Source organism: Mesorhizobium sp. P160927 (assembly GCF_057766385.1).
Map to the genome: position 1 here is coordinate 3,742,687 of NZ_JBYMDW010000001.1, position 25,822 is coordinate 3,768,508.

The window sequence follows — 25,822 nt, forward strand, 5'->3', positions numbered from 1 at the left end:
GAAACGGCTCCAAGGGCCTCATGCCGGCCTGACCAGGATGTGTTTTTTCCTGCCCAATGAAAGCTTTATGACGTTTTCCGGACTCAGATCCTGAAGCGTCACCATGCGGCGATCGTCGCTGACCGGCTGGTCGTTCAGGCGCACGGCGCCGCCTTGGATATGCCGCCGTGCCTCGCCATTGGATGATGCCAGCCCGGCGCTGACCAGTAGCGACAGGATGCCGACACCGGCTTCGAGCGCGGCCTTGTCCGCCTCGACGGTCGGCAAAGTGTCGGCCAGAGCGCCTTCCTCGAAAGTCTTTCGCGCCGTCTCGCTGGCCTGTTCGGCGGCCGCGCGGCCATGCAGATGGGCGGTGATCTCGGTCGCGAGGATCTTCTTTGCCTCGTTGATCTCGGAGCCGCCCAGTCGCTCGAGCCCTGCGACCTCGTCCAGCGGCAATGTGGTGTAGAGTTTCAGGAACCGGGCAACGTCGGCATCCTCGGTGTTGCGCCAGTACTGCCAGAACTCGTAAGGGCTCAGCATCTGCGGATCGAGCCAGACCGCACCCGACGCCGACTTGCCCATCTTGGCGCCGGACGAGGTGGTGAGCAGCGGCGTGGTCAGCGCATAGAGTTGCGCATCTTCCATACGGCGACCGAGATCGATCCCGTTGATGATGTTGCCCCATTGGTCGGAGCCGCCCATCTGCAGGCGGCAGCCGAGGCGCTTGTAGAGTTCGACGAAATCATAGGCCTGCAGGATCATGTAGTTGAATTCGAGGAACGACAGCGATTGCTCGCGATCGAGCCGCAACTTGACGGAATCGAACGCAAGCATGCGGTTGACGGAAAAGTGCCGGCCGACATCGCGCAGGAAATTGACGTAGTTGATCTCCATCAGCCAGTCGGCATTGTTGACCATGACCGCATCGTTCGGACCACTGCCGAATTTGAGGTAGGGCATGAAGTTGCGGCGGATGCCGGCAAGATTGTCGTCGATGTCTTGCGGCGTGAGCAGCTTGCGCGCCTCGTCCTTGAAGGAGGGATCGCCGATCATCGACGTGCCGCCGCCCATCAGGGCGATCGGCCGATGGCCGGTCTGCTGCAGCCAATGCAGCATCATGATCTGGATCAGCGAGCCGGCATGCAGGCTTCTGGCGGTGGCGTCGAAGCCGATATAGGCCGTCACCGTTTCCTTGGCGAAGAGTTGGTCGAGACCGGCATCATCCGAGGTCTGGTGGATGAAACCGCGCTCGCTCATGGTGCGCAGGAAATCGGATTTGAAGGCAGGCATGGTTTTTTCCCGAAAGCGTATGCCCGGTCCAGCCGGGCATATGTGAACGCGCGCGTTTAGCACCCAAGCGCGATCAGCAAAAGTGGAATCCGGTTTTGCGTCGGATCGCGCGCCAACAAGGAGCCCGCGATCAGCAAAAGTGGAATCCTGTTTTGCGTCGGATCGCGCGCCAACAAGGAGCCCGCGATCAGCAAAAGTGGAATCCTGTTTTGCGGCCGGCGCGGAGGGAATTTGCCAATCCTTGCCTCATCCATGCCGCTGGCGTAATGAGGCGCCGCGCAAGGGCAGCGCCCGCACGCCGCGACGGGGTCATCCCGCAGATCAGATCCGGAAAGCTCCCGCGATGAACAGAAACTACCTCTTCCTCTTCCTGTTCAGCTTGGTCATGAGTATCAGCGGCTTGGCGAGCCTTCCGCCGATCGACCGCGATGAATCCCGCTTTGTCCAGGCGACCAAGCAGATGGTCGAAACCGGCGACTATATCGACATCCGCTTCCAGGATGTCTCGCGCTACAAGAAGCCGATCGGCATCTACTGGCTGCAATCGGCTGCTGTCGCATTGAGCGGCGAGGGCGCGGCCGCGCCGATCTGGGTGTACCGCCTTGTCTCGATGCTCGGAATCGCGCTCGCTGTCCTGGGCATCGGCTGGACGGGCACAAAATTGTTCGGCGCCAATGCCGGCCTTGCCGCCGGCCTGATGATGGCGGCGATCTTCGCAACCGCGTTCGAGGGACGCGACGCCAAAACCGATGCCATGCTTCTGGCCTGTTGCGTGGCCGCGCAGGGCGCGATGGCACAAGTCTACCTTGCGTCGCGCCGCAACGAGCCGGTGGCCGGCCATCTGCCGTGGATATTCTGGTTCGCGCAAGGCGTCGGGATCCTCATCAAGGGGCCCGTGGCCCCGCTTCTGTCACTGCTGACGGCGGCCGCGCTGTTTGCTTTCGAACGCGACTGGCGCTGGCTTTTGAAGCTGAAGCTGGTGCGCGGCGTCGCGCTCGTTTTGCTCATCGTGCTGCCCTGGGTCGCTTTTATCGGCTGGAAGAGCGGCGGCGCCTTTTTTCAGGAAGCCGTCGGCAAGGATATGCTGAACAAGGTCGCGTCGGGCGAGGAATCGCACGGCCTGCCGCCTGGCTTCTACATGCTGACCTATTCGCTGTTCATGTGGCCGTTCGGCCTGATCGCGGTCGGCGCTGGCCTGCAGGCCCTCAACCGAGTGCGCGACGATTTCAGGCTGCGCTTTTGCCTGGCATGGTACATTCCGTTCTGGCTGGTGTTCGAACTCATCCCGACCAAACTGCCGCATTACGTCCTGCCGGCCTATCCCGGCATGGCGCTGCTGATCGGCTGGGTGCTGACGTTGTCGCCGCAGGACGCCAATGCGCCGCTCAAGCGCTGGCAGCAGTGGTTGTGGTGGTCGACCGCGTTCGGTCTGGTGGTGGTCAGCCTCGGGCTGGCGGCGGTTTGTGTCGGGGCACCGATCTACATTACGCACAGCTTCTCGTGGTGGAGCATTCCTGCGGCAGCGTCAGCACTCGGCGCCGGCTATCTCGCATTCTCCAGGCAGTTACAGGTGCCGCTGCCTCGCATCGGAGCCACCGCCGCCTGCGCGGGCATCACCTATGCCTTGCTGTTCGGGGTCATCGCGCCGTCGCTGAAACCGATGTGGCTGAGCCCGGCGATCAGGCAAGCCGTGCTTGCCAACCAGGCATGCGACACAACGGTGCTGGCCTCGGCGCGATATCAGGAGCCGAGCCTGGTGTTTCTGGTCGGCACGAAAACGGTGCTGACCGATGTCGGAGGCGTGGCGGAGCACCTGCTCGCCGATCCTGCCTGTGCCTTGGGGCTGGCCCCCATCGGGGATGAGCAGAAGCTCAATGGCATGCTGTCGGTGCGAGGCAAATCGGTGAACCGCGTCGCTGAAATCGATGGCCTCAACTATTCGTCGGGAGACAAACTGTCGCTCGGCCTTTATCGTGTAGCCCAATGACGGCTGGGTCGATGACAGAGTCCAGTTTCCAATGCTCGTGAAATCACGCCCACCAGTTACCAACTCCCCCCTCGGGATAGGACGCCGGTCCCTCGGCAATTTTCGCGACACCCTACGGATCGCAAGGCGGCGCCTCGCCGTTCGGCCCGCTCGCTATCCAAACATCTCATGGTGGGCGTGGGGACTGGTCTGGGTCTTTCTGACGGCAGCGGCCTTTGTTCGTCTCGATACGCCGGCGGGGGTGGCTCATGGCCAATGGTCGGCGGGTGCCGCCAGGCTTGCCGAATTCTTCACGCAGTTCGGGCTGGGCGGCTGGTATCTCATCCCGTCCGCGCTTCTGCTTGTCGCGGCCAATCTGACGGATTGGCGAAGCCTTCCGCGGCGCGCGCAGATGCTGGTCTACAGCTGGACTTGTCTGGCTTTTCTGGTGCTGAGCGCCGTTGGCCTGTCGGGCCTGACCGTCAATGTCCTGAAATATGCCATTGGCAGGGCGCGCCCGCTCTACTTCCAGGATTTTGGCGTCCTTGCACTGCACCCCTTTGCCTTCGATGCGCGCTTTGCTGGCTTTCCGTCCGGCCATGCCACGACGATGGGCGCCGTCTTCGGTATCCTGCTGCTTTTGTTTCCGCGGCGTTGGTACATCGCCCTGGTGGTCACCGGCTGCATCGCCTCGACCAGGATCTTCGTCGGCGCGCACTATCCGAGCGACACCGTCGCCGGCTTCGGCCTCGGCTGTGCCTTCGCGCTGGCGTGCGGACTGGTCTTTGCCAGGCTCGGTTTCATCTTCCGGCCGACAACTTCAGGTTTGCCGGTCCGCAAATCATCGTTCCGGCTTATTGCTCCAGAAAAATAAGTCGCTGCCGGACCGCGGCACGCCATGTGGCGAGGAGGCGGATATTGACCGCCCGCCCATACCCCCGCGAATACGCCCGGCCTGACGTCTTAACGCAGCCGCTTCGGCCTCGGATCGGACAATTCTCCCGCCAGCCGTCGATCGAGATAATCGGAGCATTCCTCGATCAAGAGATCGGCGTCGTTGGCGAAAAAGTGGTTGGCGCCGGGCAGGGTCTTCTGCGTGATGGTGATGCCCTTCTGCGTATGCAGCTTGTCGACCAGTCCTTGCACATCCTTCGGCGGCGCCACCTTGTCGGCGTCGCCATGAATGATCAGGCCCGAAGACGGGCAGGGCGCCAGGAAGGAAAAATCATAGGTGTTGGGCTGCGGCGCGATCGAGATGAAGCCCTCGATCTCGGGCCGGCGCATCAGGAGCTGCATGCCGATCCACGAACCGAAGGAATAGCCGGCGACCCAGCAGCTCTTGGAATCCGGATGCAGCGACTGCACCCAGTCGAGCGCCGCCGCCGCGTCCGACAACTCTCCGGTACCATGGTCGAACTCGCCCTGGCTGCGGCCGATGCCACGGAAATTGAAGCGCAGCGTGGTGAAATCACGCTTCTGGAACATGTAGAAGAGGTCGTAGACGATCTTGTTGTTCATCGTGCCGCCGAACTGCGGGTGCGGATGCAACACGATGGCAATCGGCGCGCTCTTTTCCCGCGAGGGCTGGTAGCGTCCCTCCAGGCGGCCGGCCGGACCGGTGAAAATGACCTCAGGCATGAAATACTCCACGTGACATACAAGTGCGCGGTGCCGGGAAACTCTTCCTCTGGCCCCGCTTGCACAGACCTTGACGCAGGGCGAGCGTCTTCATAGAAGCTAGTTTAGAACTGTTCAAAACTGGCTGGCCGAAACGCAATCGCCCGGTCGCGCTCGCCGCAAGCCGCGTAAATAGGACGGCTTGCCTTGGAATTTCAAGGAAATAACGCCATACGTCCGCGGAATGGCTTCTGACGGGAAGAACTGGACAAAAATGGCCGCGACACGCGCCTATCTCGACTATAATGCCAGTGCGCCGCTGCTTTCAGCGGCGCGCGAGGCCATGGTCGCGGCGTTTGATGCGGCCAACCCTTCTTCGGTGCATGCCGAGGGGCGCGCCGCACGCAGGCTTGTCGACAATGCCAGGCGCGACGTGGCGGCACTGGTCAACGGCAAGGCCGAACATGTCGTCTTCACTTCAGGTGCGACCGAGGCCGCCTCGACGCTTCTGACGCCGGACTGGCGGATGGGGCGCGGCGCCATTCGCATGAGCCGGCTCTACGTGTGCGAGGCCGACCATCCGTGCCTGCTGAATGGCGGACGTTTCCCGCCAAGCCAGGTAACGCGGATCGGTGTCGACGCCGATGGCATCCTCAACCTCGACGCCTTGACGTCGGCGCTCGCCGGTCACGACAAGGCCGATGGCTTGCCGTTGGTCGCGATCCACGCCGCCAACAACGAAACCGGCGTTATTCAGCCGATCGATCGCATTGCCGAAATCGTCAAGTCGGCGGGCGGCATTCTTGTCGTCGATGCCGTGCAGGCCGCTGGCCGCGTTTCGGTCGACATGGCGGCTGGATATGCCGACTATGCGATTGTGTCCTCACACAAGATCGGCGGCCCCAAGGGCGCCGGCGCCATCGTTGCCGCGGCCGACCTGATGATGCCGACGCCCCTGATCAATGGCGGCGGCCAGGAAAAAGGCCACCGTGGCGGCACCGAGAACCTGCTTGGCATTGCCGGGTTTGGCGCCGCTGCACGAGAAGCCCTGGCCGGACTGAAGGCCATCGGTGCTATGCGTCAGCGTCGCGACGAGGCCGAAGCCATCCTCAAGACGCTGGTGCCGGACGTGGAAATCTTCGGAACGGGCGCGCCAAGGCTTGCCAACACGACATTCTTCGCTATTCCCGGCATCAAAGCCGAAACCGCCCAGATCGCCTTCGATCTGGCAGGCGTAGCGGTTTCCGCCGGCTCCGCCTGCTCGTCGGGCAAGGTCGGGCCGAGCCATGTGTTGAAAGCCATGGGGCACGGCGACAGCCTTGGCGCCATGCGCGTCTCGGTCGGTGCCGCGACCGGCGCCGAGGACATCGAACTGTTCCGCACCGCGCTGGCAAGCATTGCCGCGCGTCGGGCGGGTAGAGAGAAGGCCGCCTAGGGGGCATCGGACCGGAAAATCCGATGCTTGAGAAAAAAGGATTTGGGCCCTTTGGCCCGGTCGAGCCGTGCGTTTCATGCTGGCCGGGTGAATTTCCGGTCGAGGCGCACTATATTGAACTTACGCTGCCGCGGATGCTGCTCGGGCGTCCTTTTGGCGGTGCCATAGTTTGAAAACTGTCGGGCCTTGACCCCGGCGTGGATGGAGAACGCATATGCCTGCTGTGCAGGACACGATCGATCGGGTCCGAAAGATCGACGTCGACCAATACAAATACGGATTCCAGACCGAGATCGCCGTCGACAAGGCTCCCAAGGGCCTGAGCGAAGACATCATCCGTTTCATTTCGGCCAAGAAGGACGAACCGTCCTGGATGCTGGAATGGCGCCTCGAAGCCTATCGGCGCTGGCTGACGCTGGAAGAGCCGACCTGGGCGCGCGTCAACTATCCCAAGATCGATTTCCAGGACATCTACTATTACGCGGCGCCCAAGAGCACGCCCGGACCGACTTCGCTCAGCGACGTCGATCCTGAGATCTTGAAGGTGTACGAGAAACTCGGCATTCCATTGAAGGAGCAGGAGATCCTCGCAGGCGTCCAGAAGACCGACGCCTCGGAGTTCGAGGAAGCGAGCGACAATGTCTACAAGTCGGGCCGGGTTGCCGTCGACGCTGTGTTCGATTCCGTGTCCGTCGTCACCACCTTCAAAAAGGAACTGGCACAGGCCGGAGTCATCTTCTGCTCGATCTCCGAAGCCGTGCGCGAGCATCCTGAACTGGTGCGGAAATATCTCGGCTCGGTCGTGCCGACCTCCGACAATTACTACGCCACACTGAATTCGGCCGTGTTCACGGATGGGTCCTTCGTCTTCGTGCCGAAGGGGGTGCGCTGCCCGATGGAGCTATCGACCTATTTCCGCATGAACGAGAAGAACACCGGACAGTTCGAGCGCACGCTGATCATCGCCGAGGAGGGGGCTTACGTCTCCTATCTCGAGGGCTGCACGGCGCCGCAACGCGACGAGAACCAGCTTCATGCGGCGGTGGTCGAACTGGTCGCGCTCGACGATGCCGAAATCAAATATTCGACGGTGCAGAACTGGTACCCCGGCGACTCCGAGGGCAAGGGCGGCATCTACAATTTCGTCACCAAGCGTGGCGATTGCCGTGGCGACCGTTCGAAGATTTCGTGGACGCAGGTCGAGACCGGCTCGGCAATCACCTGGAAGTATCCGAGCTGCATCCTGCGCGGCGACGATTCGCAAGGCGAGTTCTATTCGATCGCCGTCTCGAACGGGTACCAGCAGGTCGATAGCGGCACCAAGATGATCCATCTTGGCAAGAACACGTCGAGCCGCATCATCTCCAAGGGCATCGCCGCCGGCTTCTCGCAGAACACCTATCGCGGCCAGGTCTCGGCGCACCGCAAGGCGACCAATGCCCGCAACTTCACCAACTGCGATTCATTGCTGATCGGCGACCAGTGCGGCGCCCACACCGTGCCCTACATGGAAGCCAAGAACTCGACGGCGCAGTTCGAGCACGAAGCGACGACGTCGAAGATTTCCGAGGACCAGAAATTCTACGTCATGCAGCGCGGCATTCCCGAGGAGGAAGCCATTGCGCTGATCGTCAACGGCTTCGTCAAGGACGTCATCCAGCAGCTGCCGATGGAGTTCGCCGTCGAGGCGCAGAAGCTGATCGGCATCTCGCTGGAAGGTTCCGTGGGCTGACGCCCAGATAAATATTCAGGAAACAAAGAATGCTTGAGATCAAGAACCTGCACGCCCGCATCGTCGATGACGGCACCGAGATCATCCGCGGCCTGAACCTGACGGTGAAAGCCGGCGAGGTCGCCGCGATCATGGGCCCGAACGGCTCCGGCAAGTCGACGCTGTCGTACATCCTCGCCGGCCGCGAGGACTATGAGGTGACCGAAGGCGACATCCTCTACAACGGCCAGTCGATCCTCGAAATGGATCCGGCCGAGCGCGCTACATCGGGAATTTTCCTCGCCTTCCAGTATCCGATGGAGATACCGGGCGTCGCGACCATGGAATTTCTCAAGGTGGCCATGAACGAGCAGCGCAAGGCGCGTGGTGAAGAGCCGCTGAAAATCCCGGAATTCCTCAAGCGCGTGAAGGAAGCCGCCGCCTCGCTCAACATGGACATGGCGATGCTGAAGCGGCCGCTCAATGTCGGTTTTTCCGGCGGGGAGAAGAAGCGTGCCGAGATCCTGCAGATGAAGCTTCTGGAGCCGAAACTCTGCGTGCTCGACGAGACCGATTCCGGCCTCGACATCGATGCGCTGAAGATCGTCTCGGACGGCGTCAACGCGTTGCGCGCGCCGGACCGGGCGTTCCTGGTCATCACCCACTACCAGCGCCTGCTCGAGCACATCGTGCCCGACAGCGTGCACGTGCTCTACAAGGGCCAGGTCATCAAGTCGGGCGACAAGTCCCTGGCGCTCGACCTCGAAGCCAATGGCTATGCCGGTGTGATCGGCGAAGCCGCGTGAGATGCCAGGTCATTTTGTGCCAAAAGACGGGGCAAAGCTGATGAATATGCATTCACAACCGCAGCGCACACCGGCCGAGACCGCGTTGATCGACGCGTTCGGCGACAGGCTGTCGCTGTTGCCGGGCGACGGCGCGGTAATGCTGAAGCGCGACGACGCCATCGAAACGATCAAGCACGGCTTGCCGACGAGACGCATCGAATCCTGGCATTATACCGACCTGCGCCGCCTTTTGAGCGCGGTGCCGGAGTTCGACCCGGCCGCGGCGGCGAAAGCGATTGCGCCAATCGTTGAAGGTTCGACGGTTCTGAGCCTGTTGAACGGCGTATCGAGCGCCAAGGCGCCGGTTGTCGAGGGCGTCAGCGTCCAGCGCCTGTCGGAAAAGCTGATTGACGGCAGCATCGCGCCGGGCCTGGATCCCTATGGCAATGACGATGCCATCGGTGCGCTGAACACGGCTTTCGTCGCCGACGGTTACTTCATCGACATCGCCGATGGCGCCGAACTGGAAAAGCCGTTCGAGCTGCAGAATTTGCAGGCCGGCGGCCAGACCCATGTGCGCTTGGCCGTTGGCGCCGGCGCCGGCGCCAAGGCCGTCATCGTCGAGCGTCAGGCAGGTGATGGCGCGGCGCTGGTCAGTTCTGTCAGCCAACTCGTGCTCGGCGAAGGCGCCGAGGTAACGTGGCTGATCGTGCAGGAGCAGCCGGAGACGGCGACGCATCTGGCACAGTTCAAGGCCCATATCGGCAAGAACGCGAAACTGACGCTGTTCGTCATGAACGCCGGCGGCAAGCTTGTGCGCCAGGAGATCATGGTCAGGACGACAGGCGAAGGCGCCGACTTCCAATTGCGCGGCATCAACCTGCTCGCCGGCGACACCCACACTGACGTGACCATGGTGCTCGACCACGCCGTGCCGCACACGACCTCGACGGAGATCGTCCGCAATGTGGTGACCGGCAAGGCGCGTGGCGTCTTCCAGGGCCGCATCAACGTCCATCAATATGCGCAGAAGACCAACGCTAAGATGGCCTGCAACACGCTGTTGCTGTCGGACGACGGCGAGTTCTCGACCAAGCCCGAACTCGAGATTTTCGCCGACGACGTCGTCTGCGGCCACGGCGCGACGGTGACCGAGATCGACCACGACCATCTGTTCTACCTGATGGCGCGCGGTGTCGACGAAAAGAGCGCGCGCGGTCTGCTGGTCAAAGCCTTCGTCGCCGAGGTGATCGAGGAACTGGACGACGAGACGATTGTCGAGGCGCTGGAAGCGAAGCTCGATGAGTGGTTTGTGACGCACGGGTGAAGCTGATGAACGCACCGGGCAAGATTGGAGATTTCTACGACGTCGAGGCGATCCGCCGCGACTTCCCGATCCTGTCGCGGGAAGTCTATGGCAAGCCACTGGTCTATCTAGACAATGGCGCCTCCGCACAAAAGCCGCGGGTAGTGCTCGACACGATCCAGCACGCCTACAGCCAGGAATACGCCAACGTCCACCGCGGCCTGCATTTCCTGTCCAATGCCGCCACCGACGCGTACGAAAAGGCGCGGGAAACGGTGCGCCGTTTCCTCAACGCGCCAAGCACCGATAACATCGTCTTCACCTCCAACACGACGTCGGCCATCAACACCGTCGCCTATGGCTATGGCATGCCCAATATCGCCGAGGGCGATGAGATCGTGCTGTCGATCATGGAGCACCATTCCAACATCGTGCCCTGGCACTTCATCCGCGAGCGGCAGGGCGCCAAGCTGGTCTGGGTGCCGGTTGACGATCTCGGCGTCTTCCATATCGAGGAATTCGAGAAACGGCTGACCAGCCGCACCAAGCTCGTCGCCATCACGCAAATGTCGAACGCGCTGGGCACGGTGACACCGATCAAGGAGATCGTGCGCATCGCGCATGCGCGTGGAATTCCGGTGCTTGTCGACGGCAGCCAGAGCGCGGTGCACATGGCCGTGGACGTCCAGGATCTCGATTGCGATTTCTTCGTCTTCACCGGCCACAAGGTCTATGGTCCCTCGGGCATCGGTGTGCTCTACGGCAAGAAGGATAGTCTCGCCGGCATGCGGCCCTTCATGGGCGGCGGCGAGATGATCGAGGAGGTGACGGAAGACATCGTCACCTACAACGACCCGCCGCATCGCTTCGAGGCCGGCACGCCGCCGATCGTCCAGGCGATCGGGTTGGGCGCCGCGCTCGACTACATGGACTCTGTCGGTCGTGAGCGCATCGCCGCGCATGAGGAAGACCTCAAGACCTACGCCCACGAACGCCTGCGCGCCATCAACTCGCTGCGCATCTTTGGCGACGCACCCGGCAAGGGCGCCATCATCTCCTTCGAACTAAGGGGTATTCATGCTCATGACGTGTCGATGGTGATAGATAGGCAAGGCGTGGCGGTCCGTGCCGGCACCCATTGCGCCCAGCCGCTGTTGAAACGCTTTGGCGTAACCTCCACATGCAGGGCATCGTTCGGCATGTATAATACCAGGGCCGAAGTCGACGCTTTGGCCGAGGCGCTTGAAAAAGCGCGCAAATTCTTCGGATGACGACCATGGATGATGTGAGCACCACCACCGAAGCTACGCCGGAAGCCGCCGGCAACAGCGTCGTTTCCGCCTCGGCCATCCCCGCCGATGAGCTGGCACGGCTGACCGACGACATCGTCTCGGCGCTGAAGACGGTCTACGACCCGGAAATCCCGGCCGATATCTACGAGCTTGGCCTCGTCTACAAGATCGACGTCGAGGACGACCGCTCGGTCAAGATCGACATGACGCTGACCGCGCCCGGCTGCCCTGTGGCCGGCGAAATGCCTGGCTGGGTGGAAAATGCCGTCGGCGCCGTCGAGGGCGTCTCCGGCGTCGAGGTCAATATGACCTTCGACCCGCCCTGGACGCCCGACCGCATGTCGGAAGAGGCGCAGGTGGCGGTGGGCTGGTACTAGCGCCGAACCTGGCACACTTGCGCCAGTGGTAAAACTTCACCATTTTAGGTGAGGAATCATTCGGCAGGCCTTGAACCTGCATGGAATGGAGAAGGAAAACATGGGACGCTTTGCCGTCATCACGATGACCGATAAGGCCGCCGACCGGGTGCGCGAGATCGTCGCCACGCGCGAAAACGCGCATGGCATCCGCCTTGGCATCAAGAAGGGCGGCTGCGCCGGCATGGAATATACGGTCGACCTGGTGACCGACCCCAACACCAAGGACGACCATATCGAGCGCGATGGCGCCCATGTCTATGTGGCGCCGGAAGCCGCCCTTTTCCTGTTCGGCACCGAGATGGATTTCGAGCAGACGACGTTGCGCACCGGCTTCACCTTCCACAACCCTAACCAGAGTTCGGCCTGCGGCTGCGGCGAATCCGTCGAACTGAAGCCGGCCGATCTCAAAGCGCTGGCCGAGGCGCGCGCCACGGCCTGAAGCGCGGCCAGCGCACCATTGTATAATTTGCCGGTGTCAGAATTTGATGGCTTTTGAGGCGAATTTCCATGGACAGCCAAATCGTACCACTGGTTTTCGCATCGCTATTAATAATGGCGTTTGCCTATTTCGCGTACCACCGTGTTTACCGATACGCTAAGCGTAATCTATTTTTGGACATGAATTTGAGTAACAGAGAGATACGGATGTCTCTTGATTTACATATATTGTGTAAACCTATACCAGTAAATATTATGCTCATGTACGTTGCGTTCGAGTTGTGTATTCCAGCCGTTACCGGTTTGTTTGGAATTTACGCGTTCAAGGCAGATAGAATCGATATGGCTGTACTGCTTGGAATTTCAACCATTTTTGGTTTGATAGCCGCTTTTGGCGGGCTCTACAGGATGATCAAAGCGCTCTAGGAACATGATTCTTCTTGTAGTGGAAATCGCTACTCAACCCACATGCCGGTCCGCTTGTGCCAGTCGGCGATCGATTCCTCGGGATAGACCTCGAACACCTTGTCGCTCGGTCCGACATCAGGCTCGACCCAGTTCGCCTTGTATTTCAGCATCAGATGCACCTTCTCCGGCGGCTTGGGCAGGTCGATGTCGATCGCCGACGCGAAGGGATGCACCAGCTCTGGCCAGGTTGGGTCGTAGAGCCAGAGCGCCGACCCGCATTTGCGGCAAAAATTGCGCTCCCCGGTCGAGATCTCGCAGTGGGGATGCTCGTCATCCTCGATCTCGGCGCGATAGACGCCGAGATTGCTCTTGCCTCTGATGTTCAGCGTGTCGTTGACGGCGCCGAGATTGATGGCGAAGCCGCCGCCGCCCTGCTGCTTGCGACAGATCGAGCAGTAGCACAGCATGAATGGCACGGGTGTGTGGCTTTCCACCTCGAAACGCACGGCGCCGCAGCGACAGGACCCCTTGAGCAGCACAGGCATGGCAAAAACTCCGACAGGATAGTCACAACCTGTCAGCATGATTTTGGTTGCGGCGATGACAAGGCCAAATGCCGGTGACATGATCGCGGCATGGACAATGAGCGCATAGCAGAACTGTTCGACGGCCTCGGTCCGGTCAGCATCCGAAAACTATTCGGCGGCAAGGGCATCTATTTCGACGGCGTCATCGTCGCCATCGTGCTGCGCGGCGAATTGCTGCTGAAAGCCGACGAGCAGAGCGCATCGGAGTTCCAAGCCGCGGGCTGCCGGCAATGGACCTACACCGGCTCTCGCCACGGCAAGCTTGTCGCAATGCCCTATTGGAGCATTCCCGACAGCGCTTTCGACGATCCCGACGAAATGACGGTGTGGGCGCGACGCGCCTATGAGGCTGGGCGGCGGGCGGGGAAGTAGGCTCCCGCCAGCGCGAGGCCACCCCCTCATCCGGCCGCTTCGCGGCCACCTTCTCCCCGCCGGGAGAAGAGGTTTGCGTTGAAGCTGCAAGCTCCTCTCCCCTCGGGGAGAGGTCGGATTGCCCCGAATTGCTCCCGGTAATTCGACCTTGGCAAACCGGATGAGGGGGGACTTTCTTGGCAGACCCTACAGCGCCTTGGCGATCTCAGCCGCCAGCCTTGCATTGTTCTCGACCAGCGCGATGTTGGTCTTCAGGCTGCGGCCGCCGGTGAGTTCGAGGATTTTTCCCAGCAGGAACGGCGTCACGGCCTTGCCGGTGACGTTGAGGGCTTCGGCCGCCTTTTGGGCGGCTTCGATGTAGCCCGCCATTTCTTCAGCGGGGATTTCGTGGGATTCCGGCACGGGATTGGCAATCAGCATGCCGCCGCCCGAGCCCAGAGCGAGGCGTGTCCGGTAGAAATGCGCGATATCTTCCGGTCTGTGCAAGGTCAATGGCGCCCGGAACGGTGACTGCCGCGACCAGAAGGCCGGCATCGTCTCGCAGCCATGGCCGACCACGGGCACGCCGCGGGTCTCCAACACTTCCAGCGTCTTTTCGATGTCGAGGATCGCCTTGGCGCCGGCCGAGACGACGATGACCGGTGTACGCGCCAATTCATCGAGGTCGGCCGAGATGTCGAAGCTCTTTTCCGCCCCCTTGTGCACGCCGCCAATGCCGCCGGTGGCGAACACCTTTATCCCGACCATATCAGCGGCGATCATGGTAGCGGCGACGGTGGTGCCACCGGTGCGGCCTTGCGCGACGGCGAAGCCGAGATCGGCGCGCGACAGCTTCATGGCGTCACCGGTCATCGCCAGCGATTCGCGTTCGCCGTCCGAAAGCCCGATCTTGATGCGGCCGTTGACCACCGCGATGGTTGCAGGCACCGCGCCGCCGTCAGAGATGATCTTTTCGACATTGGCCGCCATGGCGCCATTGTCGGGGTAGGGCATGCCATGGGTGATGATGGTACTTTCGAGCGCCACCACCGGGCGCCCGGCGGCCAGGGCCTGCGCCACCGGTACGTGGATATCGATGAAGGGGCGAGCGGTCTCTGGCGTCATTCTCTGATCTCCAATCCGGAGTGCGGCGCATCCATCAGGAAAGCGTGGCTTCGATGCGCGTTATGAATTTGCCGGTCTCATGCCACTTCCCTGGCATCCGGCACAAGGGCCAGCGCTTCCGCGAAGCTCGCCGCGGTGAATTCGGGCACTGCATTGGCGCTTTCGATGGCCAGCGTTGCCGCGGCGACGCCCTCGCGCACGGCCTGGCGCAGTGGCAGGCCGCGCAGCAGTGCTGCGACCGTCGCACCTGCCAGCGCGTCGCCGGCGCCGGTGACATCGGCGACTTTTCTGGGGACAGGCGGCAGGATCGAAAAGGCGCCTGCCTCGTCGAAACCCAGCACAGGGCCGTTACCGGCCGTGACCACGCCGCGGGCAAGGCCGCTGCACCGCAACCCATCGACCATTTCCCGCTCGGCGGCCCCTGCATTGACGCCTGCCAGCACGACGGCCTCTCGCCGGTTCATGAAGAGCTGGGCCAGCCCGCCGAGAACCGGTATCAGCCGCGTTACCTTCGCCGGCGAAATCGCGATGGCGAAAACCGGTTTGCCGGCGGCGAGCGACAGCAGCCGCTCCAGGGCGGCCGACGGCAAATTGGCGTCGCACAGGATGGCATCGGCGGCGGCCACCTCCTGGCGTATCTTGGAACGCCTGATCTGTTTGGGAAAAGCCAGGTCATACAGCGCCATGTCGGCAAAGCCGACGATCAATTCGCCCTCGCGATCGATCAATGCCGTGTAGCTCGGCGTGGTACGGTCGAGGAACACCGCCGAAAGATCAGCGATGCCTGCCTCGGCGATGGCCCGTGAAACCGTATCGGCCGACGCATCGCCGCCCCGCATCGACAACAGGGAGGCCGACACGCCGCGCCGCACCATGCTGCGCAACGCATTGAAGACGCCCCCGCCGACATCCTCGCGCATCGTGCCGGGGTTGGAGGCGGCCGGCACGTAGGGACCGTACACCTGGCCACGCCGGTCGATATGGGCGCCGCCCACGGCTAGTATCTTCGGGGATTTCACCATGGCGGCGATATGACCTTTGTTGTTGCAGCCGCACAAGCGCTAGAGTGCGCGACAGAGCTCCGCATGCGGGTCGGCGATTCGGCCGGGCGATACGATCGAGCCGTCTGGCCCAATGCGCAGCCCGTTCATGCCCGGGATTGCGAGACAAAAAAAGAACAAATCGCAATATCGCTTGTTTTTCAGTTGGTTGTCACCCCTTGCCAAATGAGAACAAAAAAGGTACAAAATGGCAGGGATTACGGATTGTCCGGCCTTCATTGACGACCAAGGGGTGATGTATCATGGCTCAGAATTCTTTGCGGCTGGTAGAGGATAAGGCAGTGGACAAATCAAAGGCTCTGGATGCGGCGCTGTCGCAAATCGAGCGGGCTTTCGGCAAGGGCTCGATCATGCGGCTCGGCGCCAACGAGCAGGTCGTCGAGATCGAGACGGTGCCGACCGGCTCGCTCGGTCTCGACATCGCGCTCGGCGTCGGTGGCTTGCCGCGCGGCCGTATCATCGAGATCTATGGGCCGGAAAGCTCCGGTAAGACGACCCTGGCCCTGCACACCGTGGCTGAAGCCCAGAAGAAGGGCGGCATCTGCGCCTTCGTCGATGCCGAACACGCGCTCGATCCGGTCTACGCCCGCAAGCTCGGCGTCGATCTTGAAAACCTGCTGATCTCGCAGCCCGACACCGGCGAGCAGGCGCTGGAGATTTGCGACACGCTGGTGCGTTCCGGCGCCATCGACGTGCTGGTGGTCGATTCGGTGGCGGCGCTGACGCCGCGTGCCGAGATCGAGGGCGAGATGGGCGATTCGCTGCCGGGCCTGCAGGCCCGCCTGATGAGCCAGGCGTTGCGCAAGCTGACCGCCTCGATCTCGCGCTCCAACACCATGGTCATCTTCATCAATCAGATTCGCATGAAGATCGGCGTCATGTTCGGTTCGCCCGAAACCACGACCGGCGGCAACGCACTGAAATTCTACGCTTCGGTTCGCCTTGACATCCGCCGTATCGGCTCGGTCAAGGATCGCGACGAGGTCGTCGGCAACCAAACCCGCGTCAAGGTGGTCAAGAACAAGCTGGCGCCGCCCTTCAAGGTGGTCGAGTTCGACATCATGTATGGCGAGGGCGTCTCCAAGACCGGCGAACTGGTCGATCTTGGCGTCAAGGCCGGCGTGGTCGAGAAATCGGGCGCCTGGTTCTCCTACAATTCGCAACGTCTCGGCCAGGGCCGCGAGAATGCGAAACTGTTCCTGCGCGACAATCCCGACACCGCGCGCGAGATCGAGCTGGCGCTCAGGCAGAATGCCGGATTGATCGCCGAAAAATTCCTCGAAAATGGTGGCTCCGAGGGCAATGGCGACGACGGTTTTGAGGACGAAGCCGGCGCGATGTAGGCAACGGCCGGAGTTTGGCCATAAATCCAGCCTATTACCCGATGCTTAAGTAACAGAGTTCTGTAGTAACGCGTTCCAAACCGCCGGCCATCGCGCTGGCGGTTTTCGTTTGGGCGGCCCCGCAAGTGCCGGTGCAAAGCGCGAATTGGCTTAATTCCGTGTTTCTGGACAGGGTCAAGAGCTACGGCTAAAAGGCCAACTCCATCTTCTAGAAAATACAGAGCCATCTCCCGCCGGTCCGGCCGGCGGCTCTCTTGAAAAGGCAGTATCCATGAGTGGCGTCAACGAGATCCGGTCGACCTTTCTCGACTATTTCCGCAAGGAGGGCCACGAGGTCGTGGCCTCGAGCCCGCTGGTGCCGCGCAACGATCCGACATTGATGTTCACCAATGCCGGCATGGTGCAGTTCAAGAACGTCTTCACCGGTTTGGAGAAGCGACCCTATTCGCGTGCCACCACAGCTCAGAAAAGCGTTCGCGCCGGCGGCAAGCACAACGATCTCGACAATGTCGGCTATACCGCGCGCCACCTGACCTTCTTCGAGATGCTGGGCAATTTCTCTTTCGGCGATTACTTCAAGGAGCGTGCCATCGAGCTTGCCTGGAACCTCATCACCAGGGAGTTCGGGCTGAAGAAGGACAAGCTGCTGGTCACCGTCTATCACACGGACGACGAGGCGGCCGGCTTCTGGAAGAAGATCGCTGGTTTCTCCGACGATCGCATCATCCGCATCCCGACCTCGGACAATTTCTGGGCGATGGGCGACACCGGTCCTTGCGGACCATGCTCGGAAATCTTCATCGATCGTGGCGGGCACATCTGGGGTGGGCCTCCCGGCAGTCCCGAGGAAGACGGCGATCGCTTCCTTGAATTCTGGAACCTGGTGTTCATGCAGTACGAGCAGGTGACGAAAGAGGAGCGGGTCGACCTGCCGCGCCCTTCGATCGACACAGGGATGGGCCTGGAGCGCATGGCATCCATCCTGCAAGGGGTGGAGAGCGTCTTCGAGACCGACCTGTTTCGTCATTTGATCGATGCGGCGTCCTCGGCACTTGGGCGCGCGCCCGACGCCGAAACGGTCGCGTCCTACCGCGTCATTGCCGACCATCTGCGCTCGTCCTCCTTCCTGGTCGCCGACGGCGTGCTGCCGTCGAACGAAGGCCGCGGCTATGTGCTGCGCCGCATCATGCGCCGCGCCATGCGCCATGCGCAGTTGCTGGGGGCGAACGAGCCGCTGATGTGGAAGCTGGTGCCGGCGCTGGTGCGCGAGATGGGCCAGGCCTATCCCGAACTGGCACGCGGCGAAACGATGATTGCCGAGACCCTGAAACTCGAGGAGACCCGCTTCCGCAAGACGCTGGTGCGTGGCCTCGGGCTGCTCTCCGAGGCGACGGAGAAGCTCGGCGCCGGCGACATGCTCGATGGCGAAACGGCGTTCAAGCTCTACGACACCTATGGTTTCCCGCTCGACCTGACGCAGGATGCGCTGCGACAGCGCGGCATCTCGGTCGACCTTGCCGGTTTCACCAATGCGATGGAGCAGCAGAAGGCGGAGGCGCGCAAGCACTGGGCCGGGTCCGGCGAGGCCGCCACCGAGACGGTTTGGTTTTCCGTGCGTGAAAAGACCGGCGCCACCGAATTCCTCGGCTACGAAACCGAGCAGGCGGAAGGCCTCATCGAGGCGCTGGTCAAGGATGGCAAGACCGTCGACAGCGCCGGCAAGGGCGATGCGGTCGCCGTGGTCGTCAACCAGACGCCCTTCTATGGCGAGTCCGGGGGCCAGATGGGTGACACCGGCATGATCTCGGGCGAGGGCTTCTCGATCGAGGTTTCCGACACGCAGAAGAAGGCCGATGGCCTTTTCGTGCATCTCGGCAAGGTGGTCGCAGGCATGGTCAGGGCGGGTGCCGCGGTCGAACTGAAGGTCGATCATGCCAGGCGCTCCAGGCTGCGCGCCAACCACTCCGCGACGCACCTGATCCACGAGGCGTTGCGCGAGGTGCTGGGCACCCATGTCGCGCAGAAGGGCTCGCTGGTCGCACCCGAGCGTCTGCGCTTCGACATCTCGCACAACAAGCCGATCTCCGCGCAGGAGCTGGAAGAGGTCGAGCGCATGGCCAACGAGATCGTCGTGCAGAATGGCCCGGTGACCACGCGCCTGATGTCGGTCGACGACGCCATTGCCGAGGGCGCGATGGCGCTGTTCGGCGAGAAGTATGGCGATGAGGTGCGCGTCGTGTCGATGGGCACGGGCTTGCATGGCGCCAAGGCCAACCGGCCTTATTCGGTCGAGCTCTGCGGCGGCACGCATGTCAGGGCGACCGGCGATATCGGCCTGGTGCGCATCGTCTCGGATGGTGCTGTCGCCGCCGGCGTGCGCCGCATCGAGGCGTTGACCGGCGAAGCCGCGCGCAGGCATCTCGATGAGCAGGACCGACGCCTGAAGACCACGGCGGCGACGCTTAAGATATCGCCCGCGGATGTGCCAGCGCGCGTCGAAGCGCTGCTCGAGGAGCGCAAGAAGCTCGAGAAGGACTTGACCGAAGCGCGCAAGAAGCTGGCGCTGGGCGGCGGGTCGCCTGCCGATGCTCCTGCCGCCAACGAGATTGTCGCTGGCGTCGGCTTCCTCGGCAAGGCGGTGTCAGGTGTCTCGCCGAAGGACCTGAAACCGTTGGCCGACGCGGGCAAGACTTCGTTGGGCTCTGGCGTCGTCGTGTTCGTTGGCGCCGGCGAGGACAACAAGGCGAGCGTCGTGGTCGCAGTCACCGATGATCTCGTCAGCCGCTTCAGCGCCGTCGACCTTGTTCGCGTGGCCTCCGCCGCATTGGGCGGGCAGGGCGGCGGCGGCCGCCCCGACATGGCCCAGGCCGGCGGCCCGGATGCGTCGAAGGCCGATGATGCGATCGCGGCAGTGAGGGCGGCGCTGGAAGCAGCGTAGCTACCCACGCGTGGGGCTAGGCGAAATCCTTTCTCTTAGGGCAGCGCCGCCCCTCGTCTGGCTGCCGCCATCTTCTCCCTGTTGAACGGGGAGAAGGGCGCTTTCGTCGCGGCCTTCGCCAATCGCCCTCGTTGCAGGAGAGCGCCGGCAATGCGACCAGCCTCTTTCTCCCCGTTCACGGAGAGAAAGGCCCGGCAGGGCAATGAGGGGCGGCGCTGACGTGGAGGAAGCTCACCTCGAATTACGCTTTTTCGGTACGCACGAAGCTCAGGCGGCCAGCCATTCGCAAATACAAATCCCAGATGCCTGCAAACTGCGTCAGCAAGTTGTGCCCTTCTGGAACCTTGACGAAGTAGGCGATGATCGGCGCCGCGTGCAGATCGGCAAGCGTCAGCTGGTTGCCGAGCAACCATGGGCCTTGTGCCTTCAGTGACGTCAACACCTTGAGCACCGTCTCGGCTTGCCGAAGGCCATTGGCGATCAAAGCCACGTCCGGCTCCGTCTTCTGCAGCCGCTCGACGGCGACGTCCCATACCATCGCCCTGTAAGCATAGGCGTCGAGTATGCCGATGATCTGGTTCATGGTTGCGCGGGCGAGCGGATCGGTCGGCTGGAGAGCAGGGCCCGCAAAACCCTCGTCGACGTAGCGAGCGATCGCGCTCGCCTCGAACAGGCGGAAAGTATCATGCTCGAAGGCCGGGATGCGGCCGAAGGGATGGTGTTTGCCGTACCATTCCGGCACGCCACCTTCTGCAAAGATGTCGACCGGCACTATGTCGTAGGCAATGCCTTTCTCCTCGAGCGCAAGCCGGACGATGCGTACATAGACGCTGTAGTCCGCGCCGTAGACGACCGGCTTGCCCATTTGTCCTCGAGGTGGGTTAGGCCATCGCTTTCTGCAAATTCTCGTCGATCTTGTCGAGGAAGCCGGTGGTCGAGAGCCAAGGCTGATCGGGGCCGATCAAGAGCGACAGGTCCTTGGTCATGAAGCCGCTCTCGACAGTCTGGATGCAGACCTTTTCCAGCGTCTCGGAAAAACGCTTCAGTTCGACGTTGTCGTCGAGCTTGGCGCGGTGCGCGAGGCCTCGCGTCCAGGCGAAGATCGACGCGATCGAATTGGTCGAGGTTTCCTCGCCCTTCTGATGCTGGCGATAGTGGCGCGTCACGGTGCCGTGCGCGGCTTCGGCTTCCACCGTCTTGCCATCCGGCGTCATCAGCACCGAGGTCATCAGGCCGAGCGAACCGAACCCTTGCGCCACCGTGTCGGACTGGACGTCGCCGTCATAGTTCTTGCAGGCCCAGACATAGCCTCCCGACCATTTCAGGCTCGAGGCCACCATGTCGTCGATCAGGCGGTGCTCGTACCAAAGCTTCTTCGACTTGAACTCGGCCTCGAATTCAGCCTCGTAAACTTCCTGGAAAATATCCTTGAAGCGGCCGTCATAGGCCTTGAGGATGGTGTTCTTGGTCGACAGGTAGACCGGATAGTTGCGCAGCAGGCCGTAGTTCAGCGACGCCCGGGCGAATTCGCGGATGGAATCGTCGAGATTGTACATGGCCATGGCGACACCGGCGCCGGGCGCGTCGAACACGTCGTGCTCGATGACCTGGCCGTCCTGGCCGACGAACTTGATCGTCAGCTTGCCCTTGCCGGGAAAGCGGAAATCAGTGGCGCGATACTGGTCGCCGAAGGCGTGGCGGCCGACGATGATCGGCTTGGTCCAGCCGGGCACCAGGCGCGGCACGTTCTTCATGATGATCGGCTCGCGAAAGATGGTGCCGCCCAAAATGTTGCGGATGGTGCCGTTCGGCGATTTCCACATCTTCTTCAGCTTGAATTCCTCGACGCGCTGCTCGTCGGGGGTGATGGTCGCGCATTTCACGCCGACACCGTATTTCTTGATGGCGTTGGCCGAATCGATGGTCACCTGGTCGTTGGTGGCGTCGCGATGCTCGACGCCCAGGTCGTAATATTCGAGCTTGAGGTCGAGATAAGGGTGGATCAGCTTGTCCTTGATGAACTGCCAGATGATGCGGGTCATCTCGTCGCCGTCGAGTTCGACGACCGGGTTCGCCACCTTGATCTTCGCCATGGAAAGAATGCCTCGTTGCTGGGAATGGGACGGCCTTGCCCGCGTGGCGTCGGCCGGGGATGCCGCCCGTATATCAAAGCGCTTTTGGCCACGCAAACGGCGACGGTCACGAATGTGAGGCCACGGCGCCGTCATTTGCGAATGCTTCATTTTCGCGGCCGAATATGGCAGGGGACGCTGAAATGCCGCAAACAGCAGTTCATTGACAACCATGCCCATCACCAAAGACCCCGATAGCACCGCAGCCGCCGGCCCGGCGATCATCCTTGTCGAGCCGCAGCTCGGCGAGAATATCGGCATGGTCGCCCGCGCCATGGCCAATTTCGGACTGTCGGAACTGCGTCTGGTCAATCCGCGCGATGGCTGGCCGAGCGAGAAGGCGCGTGCCGCCGCCAGCCGTGCCGACCACGTCATCGATGCCGTCAAGGTTTTCGACGATCTGGCCTCGGCACTTGCCGACCTGAACTTCGTCTTCGCCACCACCGCCAGGCAACGCGACGGCTTCAAATCCGTGCGCGGCCCAGTGGAAGCGGGCAGGATGCTGCGCGCCCGTCACGGAATGGGGCAGCGCACCGGCATCCTGTTCGGTCGCGAGCGCTTCGGCCTCTACAATGACGAGGTTGGCCTCGCCGACGAGATCGTCACTTTCCCGGTCGATCCTGATTTCTCCTCGCTCAACATCGCCCAGGCGGCCTTGCTGATGTCCTACGAGTGGATGAAGTCGGGCCTGGAGGACGAGACCAGGACGAACTTTACCGGCCCTGACATGAAGCCGGCCAGCAAGGAAGAATTGCACGGCCTGTTCGCCTATCTCGAAGGCGCGCTCGAGGCGCGCGGATATTTCAGGCCGGCGCCGAAGAAGCCGAAAATGGTCGACAATCTGCGCGCCGTGCTGACGCGGGCAGGCTTTGCGGAACCGGAGCTCAAGGTGCTGCGCGGCATAATCTCTTCGCTCGACCGGTTCTCACCGGCGATGCCGCGCGGCGATGGGTCACCTGGCGATGACCCGAGGCGTTTGCCCGCGGCCGCCGCGCGCGCCCGCAAGGCGGAGGCGGCTGGCCGGGCACCGGACGCTGGCGACGACACGGACACGCCGCCGCTGGGCGGCAAGGGAACCGACAATGACTGACCAGCCGATCCTGATGTTCGATTCCGGCGTCGGCGGTCTGACCGTTTTGCGCGAGGCACGCGTCCTGATGCCCGACCGGCGCTTCATCTATGTCGCCGACGATGCCGCTTTTCCTTTTGGCGCCTGGGAGGAGCCGGCCCTAAAGGAGCATATACTCGGCCTATTCGCCAAACTGCTCGACCGGTTTGCGCCGGCTATATCAGTTATCGCCTGCAACACCGCCTCGACACTGGTGATCGACGCGCTGCGCGAAAGATTTCCCGGCCATCCCTTCGTCGGCACGGTGCCAGCGGTCAAGCCGGCGGCCGAGCGCACGCGCTCCGGGCTGGTCTCGGTGCTGGCGACGCCGGGCACGGTGAAGCGCCAGTACACGCGCGACCTGATCAGCAAATGGGCGCAGAAATGTCATGTCCGCCTGGTCGGCAGCGACAGGCTGGCTGGCCTGTCCGAAGCCTATATGCGCGAGGGCTTCGTCGACGAGGAGGTCGTGCGCGCCGAGATCGCGCCATGCTTCATCGAGCGGGACGGCAGGCGCACCGACATCGTCGTGCTGGCCTGCACGCACTATCCCTTTCTGGTCAATCGCATGCGCAAGACCGCCCCCTGGCCGGTCGACTGGATCGATCCGGCCGAGGCGATCGCACGGCGCGCCCTTTCGCTGCTGCCGCCCATCGATGGCGCGCTGCCGCAAACCGAGCCTGACATCGCGGTTTTCACCTCGGGCAAGGCGGACTTTGCAGTCAGCCGCCTGATGCAGGGGTTCGGGCTGACCGTGCACTTGGACAGTGGCAAAACCGCCCGCCACTCAAACAGGTTCGAAGACGATGCTGCGTTGATCCGGATCGGCCAGGACCAGCCTTAGCGTCAGACCATCGCCCTGTCTGAGCCCCGAGGCCTTCACGGTGGCAACGACAGCCATGTCGGCAAGCTGAATGCGCATGCCATGGTCGACGAAGTCGGTGACGACGGCTTTGAACGTCTCGCCCTCGCGCCCCTCCAGCATTACCGCCTCGGCAAGGTCGATGGCCGCGTGGTTGATCTGCGAAGCGCGACTATCCGCACGTCCCATCGCCTTCGGCAATCTGGCGAACGCCTCGGTGACAGGCTGGGGCACGGGCTGGCCGTTGGCGATAGCCAGCGCACAGCGAACGACATAGCGGTCGCCAAGGCGCCTTAGAGGCGCCGTTGCGTGGGCATAGGTCGCGGCCATCGCCTCATGCCAGGGGACAACGCCGTCCTGATACGGTTGATAAGATGCGCCGGGGCTCGCATGGCGGATTTCCAGCATCAGCGCCGCCTGATGCGGATCGGTCGGATCGAGGGTTCGCTGATAGTCCCTCAAGTTGGCGGAAGCCGGCCAGGACAATCCGAGAGCCTGTGCGGCGTTGCGCAGCCTTTGAACCTTGAAGGAATCCGGCCCCGACATCACCCGAAACAGGCCGGTATGATGCGCAAGCATGGCATTGGCAATCGCCATGTTGGCGGCCAGCGAAAGCGCGGCGTTGTCCTGCTCGGATTGCAGCAGTGGTCTGAACGAAAGCCGGAATGTGCCGTCGGCGAGCCTTTCCACCTCCTGCTCGGGTGGGTCGACGCGGGAAGCCCCACGGCGCTGTTCGTTCGCGGCCATGCGCCGCGCCATTTCGGCGAAGCCGGCCGGGACATCCGAGGCCTTCACCCTGTCATAGGCGAGCTTCGCGCGGCTTTGAATGATTGCCCGCTCCGCGCCGTCCAGCTTCGTCGCGCCGTCCTGCGCAACCCGAACCGTGAAGATGACAGCCGGACGGGGTCCATCCGGCAACAGGCTTGCCGCGCCCTCGGCAATCACCGGCGGGTAGAGCCCGGCCTTGCCGTCCGGCAAGTAAAGCGTCTCGCCCCGCGTCCAGGCTTCGCGATCGATCGCGTCGCCGTCCTCGACGAACCAGGCCACGTCGGCGATGGCGTAATGCAGCAGAAGATCGCCACCGCTCGCCTCGATCGAGAACGCCTGGTCAAGATCGGTGGAAGCAGCCGGATCGAGCGTGACGAACGGCATATCAGTCCGATCGGCATGCTGGTTGGGCACACGTATGGCCGCCGCCTCCGCCGCGGCAAGCACATCAGCCGGAAATCCGTCCGGCACGTGGAATTCGGCGCGTATTTTCGTCAGTCCAGTGGCGAGAACCTGTGAGGGATCGGTCAGGGATTTCATTTAGCCGTCCTACACTGGGGCTCCGGACACGGGAAGGATGCTGACGAAAATCGCCGAGCGGGGCCTCGGACTGGCACCAAGTGGACCGGGAGCCGCGCCGCTGGCGCTGGAACCGCTGCCGAAGCATGGCGTTTCTCCTGACAGCAAAGGAGACCCGCCATGCCAGCCACTTCGAAAGCCCAGCAGAAAGCCGCCGGCGCCGCACTCTCCGCCAAACGCGGCGAGACCAAGAAAAGCGAACTCAAGGGCGCCTCCAAGGGCATGTATGAATCGATGAATGAAAAGCAGCTCGAGGAATTCGCCGAGACGAAGCGCAAGGGACTACCGGAGAAAAAATCCTAGGATTGAGCGCTTC

General features: G+C 62.4%; 24 protein-coding genes. 16 read left to right on the top strand and 8 right to left on the bottom strand.

Features of this window, described 5'->3' with window-relative positions:
• Positions 1 to 18: 18 nt before the first annotated feature.
• Positions 19 to 1,272, bottom strand: a complete 1,254-nt coding sequence (gene tyrS, locus AC3CB8_RS18135) for a tyrosine--tRNA ligase (protein ID WP_023773206.1) — start codon at positions 1,270 to 1,272, stop codon at positions 19 to 21.
• Between the two features lie 343 nt (positions 1,273 to 1,615).
• Between tyrS and AC3CB8_RS18140 the strand changes: the two genes are divergently transcribed.
• Positions 1,616 to 3,259, top strand: coding sequence for an ArnT family glycosyltransferase (locus AC3CB8_RS18140; protein WP_352563116.1), 1,644 nt, complete (start codon positions 1,616 to 1,618; stop codon positions 3,257 to 3,259).
• Positions 3,260 to 3,500: 241 nt separating this feature from the next.
• Positions 3,501 to 4,112 (top strand): phosphatase PAP2 family protein, encoded by a 612-nt coding sequence (locus AC3CB8_RS18145; protein ID WP_245273892.1) that lies wholly within the window; start codon positions 3,501 to 3,503, stop codon positions 4,110 to 4,112.
• 89 nt (positions 4,113 to 4,201) lie between these two features.
• Here the strand turns inward: AC3CB8_RS18145 and AC3CB8_RS18150 are convergent, their stop codons facing one another.
• Positions 4,202 to 4,876: an alpha/beta hydrolase gene (locus AC3CB8_RS18150; RefSeq protein WP_015318172.1), complete on the bottom strand. Its 675-nt coding sequence runs from the start codon at positions 4,874 to 4,876 to the stop codon at positions 4,202 to 4,204.
• A gap of 253 nt (positions 4,877 to 5,129) precedes the next feature.
• Between AC3CB8_RS18150 and AC3CB8_RS18155 the strand changes: the two genes are divergently transcribed.
• The 8 genes from AC3CB8_RS18155 (at position 5,130) to sufA (ending at position 12,245) form a co-directional block, all read left to right on the top strand.
• On the top strand, positions 5,130 to 6,290 hold the full coding sequence (locus tag AC3CB8_RS18155) for a cysteine desulfurase family protein (protein WP_023773202.1): 1,161 nt from the start codon (positions 5,130 to 5,132) through the stop codon (positions 6,288 to 6,290).
• Between the two features lie 23 nt (positions 6,291 to 6,313).
• Positions 6,314 to 6,463 (top strand): hypothetical protein, encoded by a 150-nt coding sequence (locus tag AC3CB8_RS18160; RefSeq protein WP_023783858.1) that lies wholly within the window; start codon positions 6,314 to 6,316, stop codon positions 6,461 to 6,463.
• Positions 6,464 to 6,504: 41 nt separating this feature from the next.
• Complete coding sequence (gene sufB, locus AC3CB8_RS18165; RefSeq protein WP_352563118.1) at positions 6,505 to 8,022, top strand: Fe-S cluster assembly protein SufB; 1,518 nt, start codon at positions 6,505 to 6,507, stop codon at positions 8,020 to 8,022.
• A 29-nt stretch (positions 8,023 to 8,051) separates the two neighbouring features.
• Positions 8,052 to 8,807: a Fe-S cluster assembly ATPase SufC gene (gene sufC / locus AC3CB8_RS18170; protein ID WP_023773200.1), complete on the top strand. Its 756-nt coding sequence runs from the start codon at positions 8,052 to 8,054 to the stop codon at positions 8,805 to 8,807.
• A gap of 40 nt (positions 8,808 to 8,847) precedes the next feature.
• A complete protein-coding gene (gene sufD, locus AC3CB8_RS18175; RefSeq protein WP_352563119.1) occupies positions 8,848 to 10,116 on the top strand; it encodes a Fe-S cluster assembly protein SufD in 1,269 nt (422 codons plus the stop codon).
• Positions 10,117 to 10,121: 5 nt separating this feature from the next.
• Entirely contained in the window at positions 10,122 to 11,366 is a 1,245-nt protein-coding gene (locus AC3CB8_RS18180; RefSeq protein ID WP_023795090.1) for a cysteine desulfurase, read from the top strand.
• Between the two features lie 5 nt (positions 11,367 to 11,371).
• The gene (locus tag AC3CB8_RS18185; protein ID WP_023773197.1) at positions 11,372 to 11,764 is read left to right on the top strand and encodes an SUF system Fe-S cluster assembly protein; all 393 of its coding nucleotides are present in this window, start codon (positions 11,372 to 11,374) and stop codon (positions 11,762 to 11,764) included.
• 100 nt (positions 11,765 to 11,864) lie between these two features.
• The gene (sufA, locus tag AC3CB8_RS18190) at positions 11,865 to 12,245 is read left to right on the top strand and encodes a Fe-S cluster assembly scaffold SufA (RefSeq protein ID WP_023773196.1); all 381 of its coding nucleotides are present in this window, start codon (positions 11,865 to 11,867) and stop codon (positions 12,243 to 12,245) included.
• Between the two features lie 454 nt (positions 12,246 to 12,699).
• Here sufA and AC3CB8_RS18195 read toward each other — a convergent pair whose 3' ends face one another.
• Positions 12,700 to 13,197, bottom strand: coding sequence for a GFA family protein (locus AC3CB8_RS18195; RefSeq protein WP_023773193.1), 498 nt, complete (start codon positions 13,195 to 13,197; stop codon positions 12,700 to 12,702).
• A 90-nt stretch (positions 13,198 to 13,287) separates the two neighbouring features.
• On the opposite strand from AC3CB8_RS18195, the gene AC3CB8_RS18200 reads away from it, so the two are divergent.
• Positions 13,288 to 13,611, top strand: a complete 324-nt coding sequence (locus AC3CB8_RS18200; protein WP_023783860.1) for a TfoX/Sxy family protein — start codon at positions 13,288 to 13,290, stop codon at positions 13,609 to 13,611.
• A 186-nt stretch (positions 13,612 to 13,797) separates the two neighbouring features.
• On the opposite strand, the gene AC3CB8_RS18205 is transcribed toward AC3CB8_RS18200, so the two are convergent.
• Both AC3CB8_RS18205 and AC3CB8_RS18210 read right to left on the bottom strand, forming a co-directional pair.
• Complete coding sequence (locus AC3CB8_RS18205; RefSeq protein ID WP_023783861.1) at positions 13,798 to 14,715, bottom strand: pseudouridine-5'-phosphate glycosidase; 918 nt, start codon at positions 14,713 to 14,715, stop codon at positions 13,798 to 13,800.
• Between the two features lie 77 nt (positions 14,716 to 14,792).
• Positions 14,793 to 15,737: a carbohydrate kinase family protein gene (locus tag AC3CB8_RS18210; RefSeq protein ID WP_023783862.1), complete on the bottom strand. Its 945-nt coding sequence runs from the start codon at positions 15,735 to 15,737 to the stop codon at positions 14,793 to 14,795.
• Positions 15,738 to 16,018: 281 nt separating this feature from the next.
• On the opposite strand from AC3CB8_RS18210, the gene recA reads away from it, so the two are divergent.
• The gene (gene recA / locus AC3CB8_RS18215; RefSeq protein ID WP_013895892.1) at positions 16,019 to 17,119 is read left to right on the top strand and encodes a recombinase RecA; all 1,101 of its coding nucleotides are present in this window, start codon (positions 16,019 to 16,021) and stop codon (positions 17,117 to 17,119) included.
• A gap of 271 nt (positions 17,120 to 17,390) precedes the next feature.
• Entirely contained in the window at positions 17,391 to 20,057 is a 2,667-nt protein-coding gene (gene alaS, locus AC3CB8_RS18220) for an alanine--tRNA ligase (RefSeq protein WP_352563120.1), read from the top strand.
• 241 nt (positions 20,058 to 20,298) lie between these two features.
• On the opposite strand, the gene AC3CB8_RS18225 is transcribed toward alaS, so the two are convergent.
• Together AC3CB8_RS18225 and AC3CB8_RS18230 are read right to left on the bottom strand one after the other, a co-directional pair.
• Positions 20,299 to 20,922 (bottom strand): glutathione S-transferase family protein, encoded by a 624-nt coding sequence (locus AC3CB8_RS18225; protein WP_352563121.1) that lies wholly within the window; start codon positions 20,920 to 20,922, stop codon positions 20,299 to 20,301.
• Positions 20,923 to 20,938: 16 nt separating this feature from the next.
• Positions 20,939 to 22,150 (bottom strand): NADP-dependent isocitrate dehydrogenase, encoded by a 1,212-nt coding sequence (locus AC3CB8_RS18230; protein WP_352563122.1) that lies wholly within the window; start codon positions 22,148 to 22,150, stop codon positions 20,939 to 20,941.
• Between the two features lie 211 nt (positions 22,151 to 22,361).
• On the opposite strand from AC3CB8_RS18230, the gene AC3CB8_RS18235 reads away from it, so the two are divergent.
• Both AC3CB8_RS18235 and murI read left to right on the top strand, forming a co-directional pair.
• On the top strand, positions 22,362 to 23,279 hold the full coding sequence (locus tag AC3CB8_RS18235; RefSeq protein ID WP_352563123.1) for an RNA methyltransferase: 918 nt from the start codon (positions 22,362 to 22,364) through the stop codon (positions 23,277 to 23,279).
• On the top strand, positions 23,272 to 24,141 hold the full coding sequence (murI, locus tag AC3CB8_RS18240; protein ID WP_352563124.1) for a glutamate racemase: 870 nt from the start codon (positions 23,272 to 23,274) through the stop codon (positions 24,139 to 24,141). Before AC3CB8_RS18235 ends, murI begins: the two co-directional genes overlap by 8 nt.
• Here the strand turns inward: murI and AC3CB8_RS18245 are convergent.
• The gene (locus AC3CB8_RS18245; protein WP_352563125.1) at positions 24,085 to 25,467 is read right to left on the bottom strand and encodes an RNB domain-containing ribonuclease; all 1,383 of its coding nucleotides are present in this window, start codon (positions 25,465 to 25,467) and stop codon (positions 24,085 to 24,087) included. The two genes, murI and AC3CB8_RS18245, sit on opposite strands and share 57 nt — an antisense overlap.
• Positions 25,468 to 25,626: 159 nt before the next feature.
• Here AC3CB8_RS18245 and AC3CB8_RS18250 point away from each other — a divergent pair, with 159 nt between their 5' ends.
• Positions 25,627 to 25,809, top strand: a complete 183-nt coding sequence (locus tag AC3CB8_RS18250) for a DUF3008 family protein (RefSeq protein ID WP_015318153.1) — start codon at positions 25,627 to 25,629, stop codon at positions 25,807 to 25,809.
• Positions 25,810 to 25,822: the final 13 nt, after the last annotated feature.

Excerpts from the sequence above, each read along its gene's own strand:
- recA (WP_013895892.1), top strand. The coding sequence starts at position 16,019 with ATGGCTCAGAATTCTTTGCGGCTGGTAGAGGATAAGGCAGTGGACAAA.
- AC3CB8_RS18210 (WP_023783862.1), bottom strand. The coding sequence starts at position 15,737 with ATGGTGAAATCCCCGAAGATACTAGCCGTGGGCGGCGCCCATATCGAC.
- alaS (WP_352563120.1), top strand. The coding sequence starts at position 17,391 with ATGAGTGGCGTCAACGAGATCCGGTCGACCTTTCTCGACTATTTCCGC.
- AC3CB8_RS18195 (WP_023773193.1), bottom strand. The coding sequence starts at position 13,197 with ATGCCTGTGCTGCTCAAGGGGTCCTGTCGCTGCGGCGCCGTGCGTTTC.
- AC3CB8_RS18230 (WP_352563122.1), bottom strand. The coding sequence starts at position 22,150 with ATGGCGAAGATCAAGGTGGCGAACCCGGTCGTCGAACTCGACGGCGAC.
- AC3CB8_RS18245 (WP_352563125.1), bottom strand. The coding sequence starts at position 25,467 with ATGAAATCCCTGACCGATCCCTCACAGGTTCTCGCCACTGGACTGACG.
- AC3CB8_RS18155 (WP_023773202.1), top strand. The coding sequence starts at position 5,130 with ATGGCCGCGACACGCGCCTATCTCGACTATAATGCCAGTGCGCCGCTG.
- AC3CB8_RS18185 (WP_023773197.1), top strand. The coding sequence starts at position 11,372 with ATGGATGATGTGAGCACCACCACCGAAGCTACGCCGGAAGCCGCCGGC.
- murI (WP_352563124.1), top strand. The coding sequence starts at position 23,272 with ATGACTGACCAGCCGATCCTGATGTTCGATTCCGGCGTCGGCGGTCTG.
- AC3CB8_RS18160 (WP_023783858.1), top strand. The coding sequence starts at position 6,314 with ATGCTTGAGAAAAAAGGATTTGGGCCCTTTGGCCCGGTCGAGCCGTGC.
- AC3CB8_RS18180 (WP_023795090.1), top strand. The coding sequence starts at position 10,122 with ATGAACGCACCGGGCAAGATTGGAGATTTCTACGACGTCGAGGCGATC.
- sufD (WP_352563119.1), top strand. The coding sequence starts at position 8,848 with ATGAATATGCATTCACAACCGCAGCGCACACCGGCCGAGACCGCGTTG.
- sufA (WP_023773196.1), top strand. The coding sequence starts at position 11,865 with ATGGGACGCTTTGCCGTCATCACGATGACCGATAAGGCCGCCGACCGG.
- AC3CB8_RS18225 (WP_352563121.1), bottom strand. The coding sequence starts at position 20,922 with ATGGGCAAGCCGGTCGTCTACGGCGCGGACTACAGCGTCTATGTACGC.
- AC3CB8_RS18140 (WP_352563116.1), top strand. The coding sequence starts at position 1,616 with ATGAACAGAAACTACCTCTTCCTCTTCCTGTTCAGCTTGGTCATGAGT.
- AC3CB8_RS18235 (WP_352563123.1), top strand. The coding sequence starts at position 22,362 with ATGCCCATCACCAAAGACCCCGATAGCACCGCAGCCGCCGGCCCGGCG.
- sufC (WP_023773200.1), top strand. The coding sequence starts at position 8,052 with ATGCTTGAGATCAAGAACCTGCACGCCCGCATCGTCGATGACGGCACC.
- tyrS (WP_023773206.1), bottom strand. The coding sequence starts at position 1,272 with ATGCCTGCCTTCAAATCCGATTTCCTGCGCACCATGAGCGAGCGCGGT.
- sufB (WP_352563118.1), top strand. The coding sequence starts at position 6,505 with ATGCCTGCTGTGCAGGACACGATCGATCGGGTCCGAAAGATCGACGTC.
- AC3CB8_RS18150 (WP_015318172.1), bottom strand. The coding sequence starts at position 4,876 with ATGCCTGAGGTCATTTTCACCGGTCCGGCCGGCCGCCTGGAGGGACGC.
- AC3CB8_RS18200 (WP_023783860.1), top strand. The coding sequence starts at position 13,288 with ATGGACAATGAGCGCATAGCAGAACTGTTCGACGGCCTCGGTCCGGTC.
- AC3CB8_RS18205 (WP_023783861.1), bottom strand. The coding sequence starts at position 14,715 with ATGACGCCAGAGACCGCTCGCCCCTTCATCGATATCCACGTACCGGTG.
- AC3CB8_RS18250 (WP_015318153.1), top strand. The coding sequence starts at position 25,627 with ATGCCAGCCACTTCGAAAGCCCAGCAGAAAGCCGCCGGCGCCGCACTC.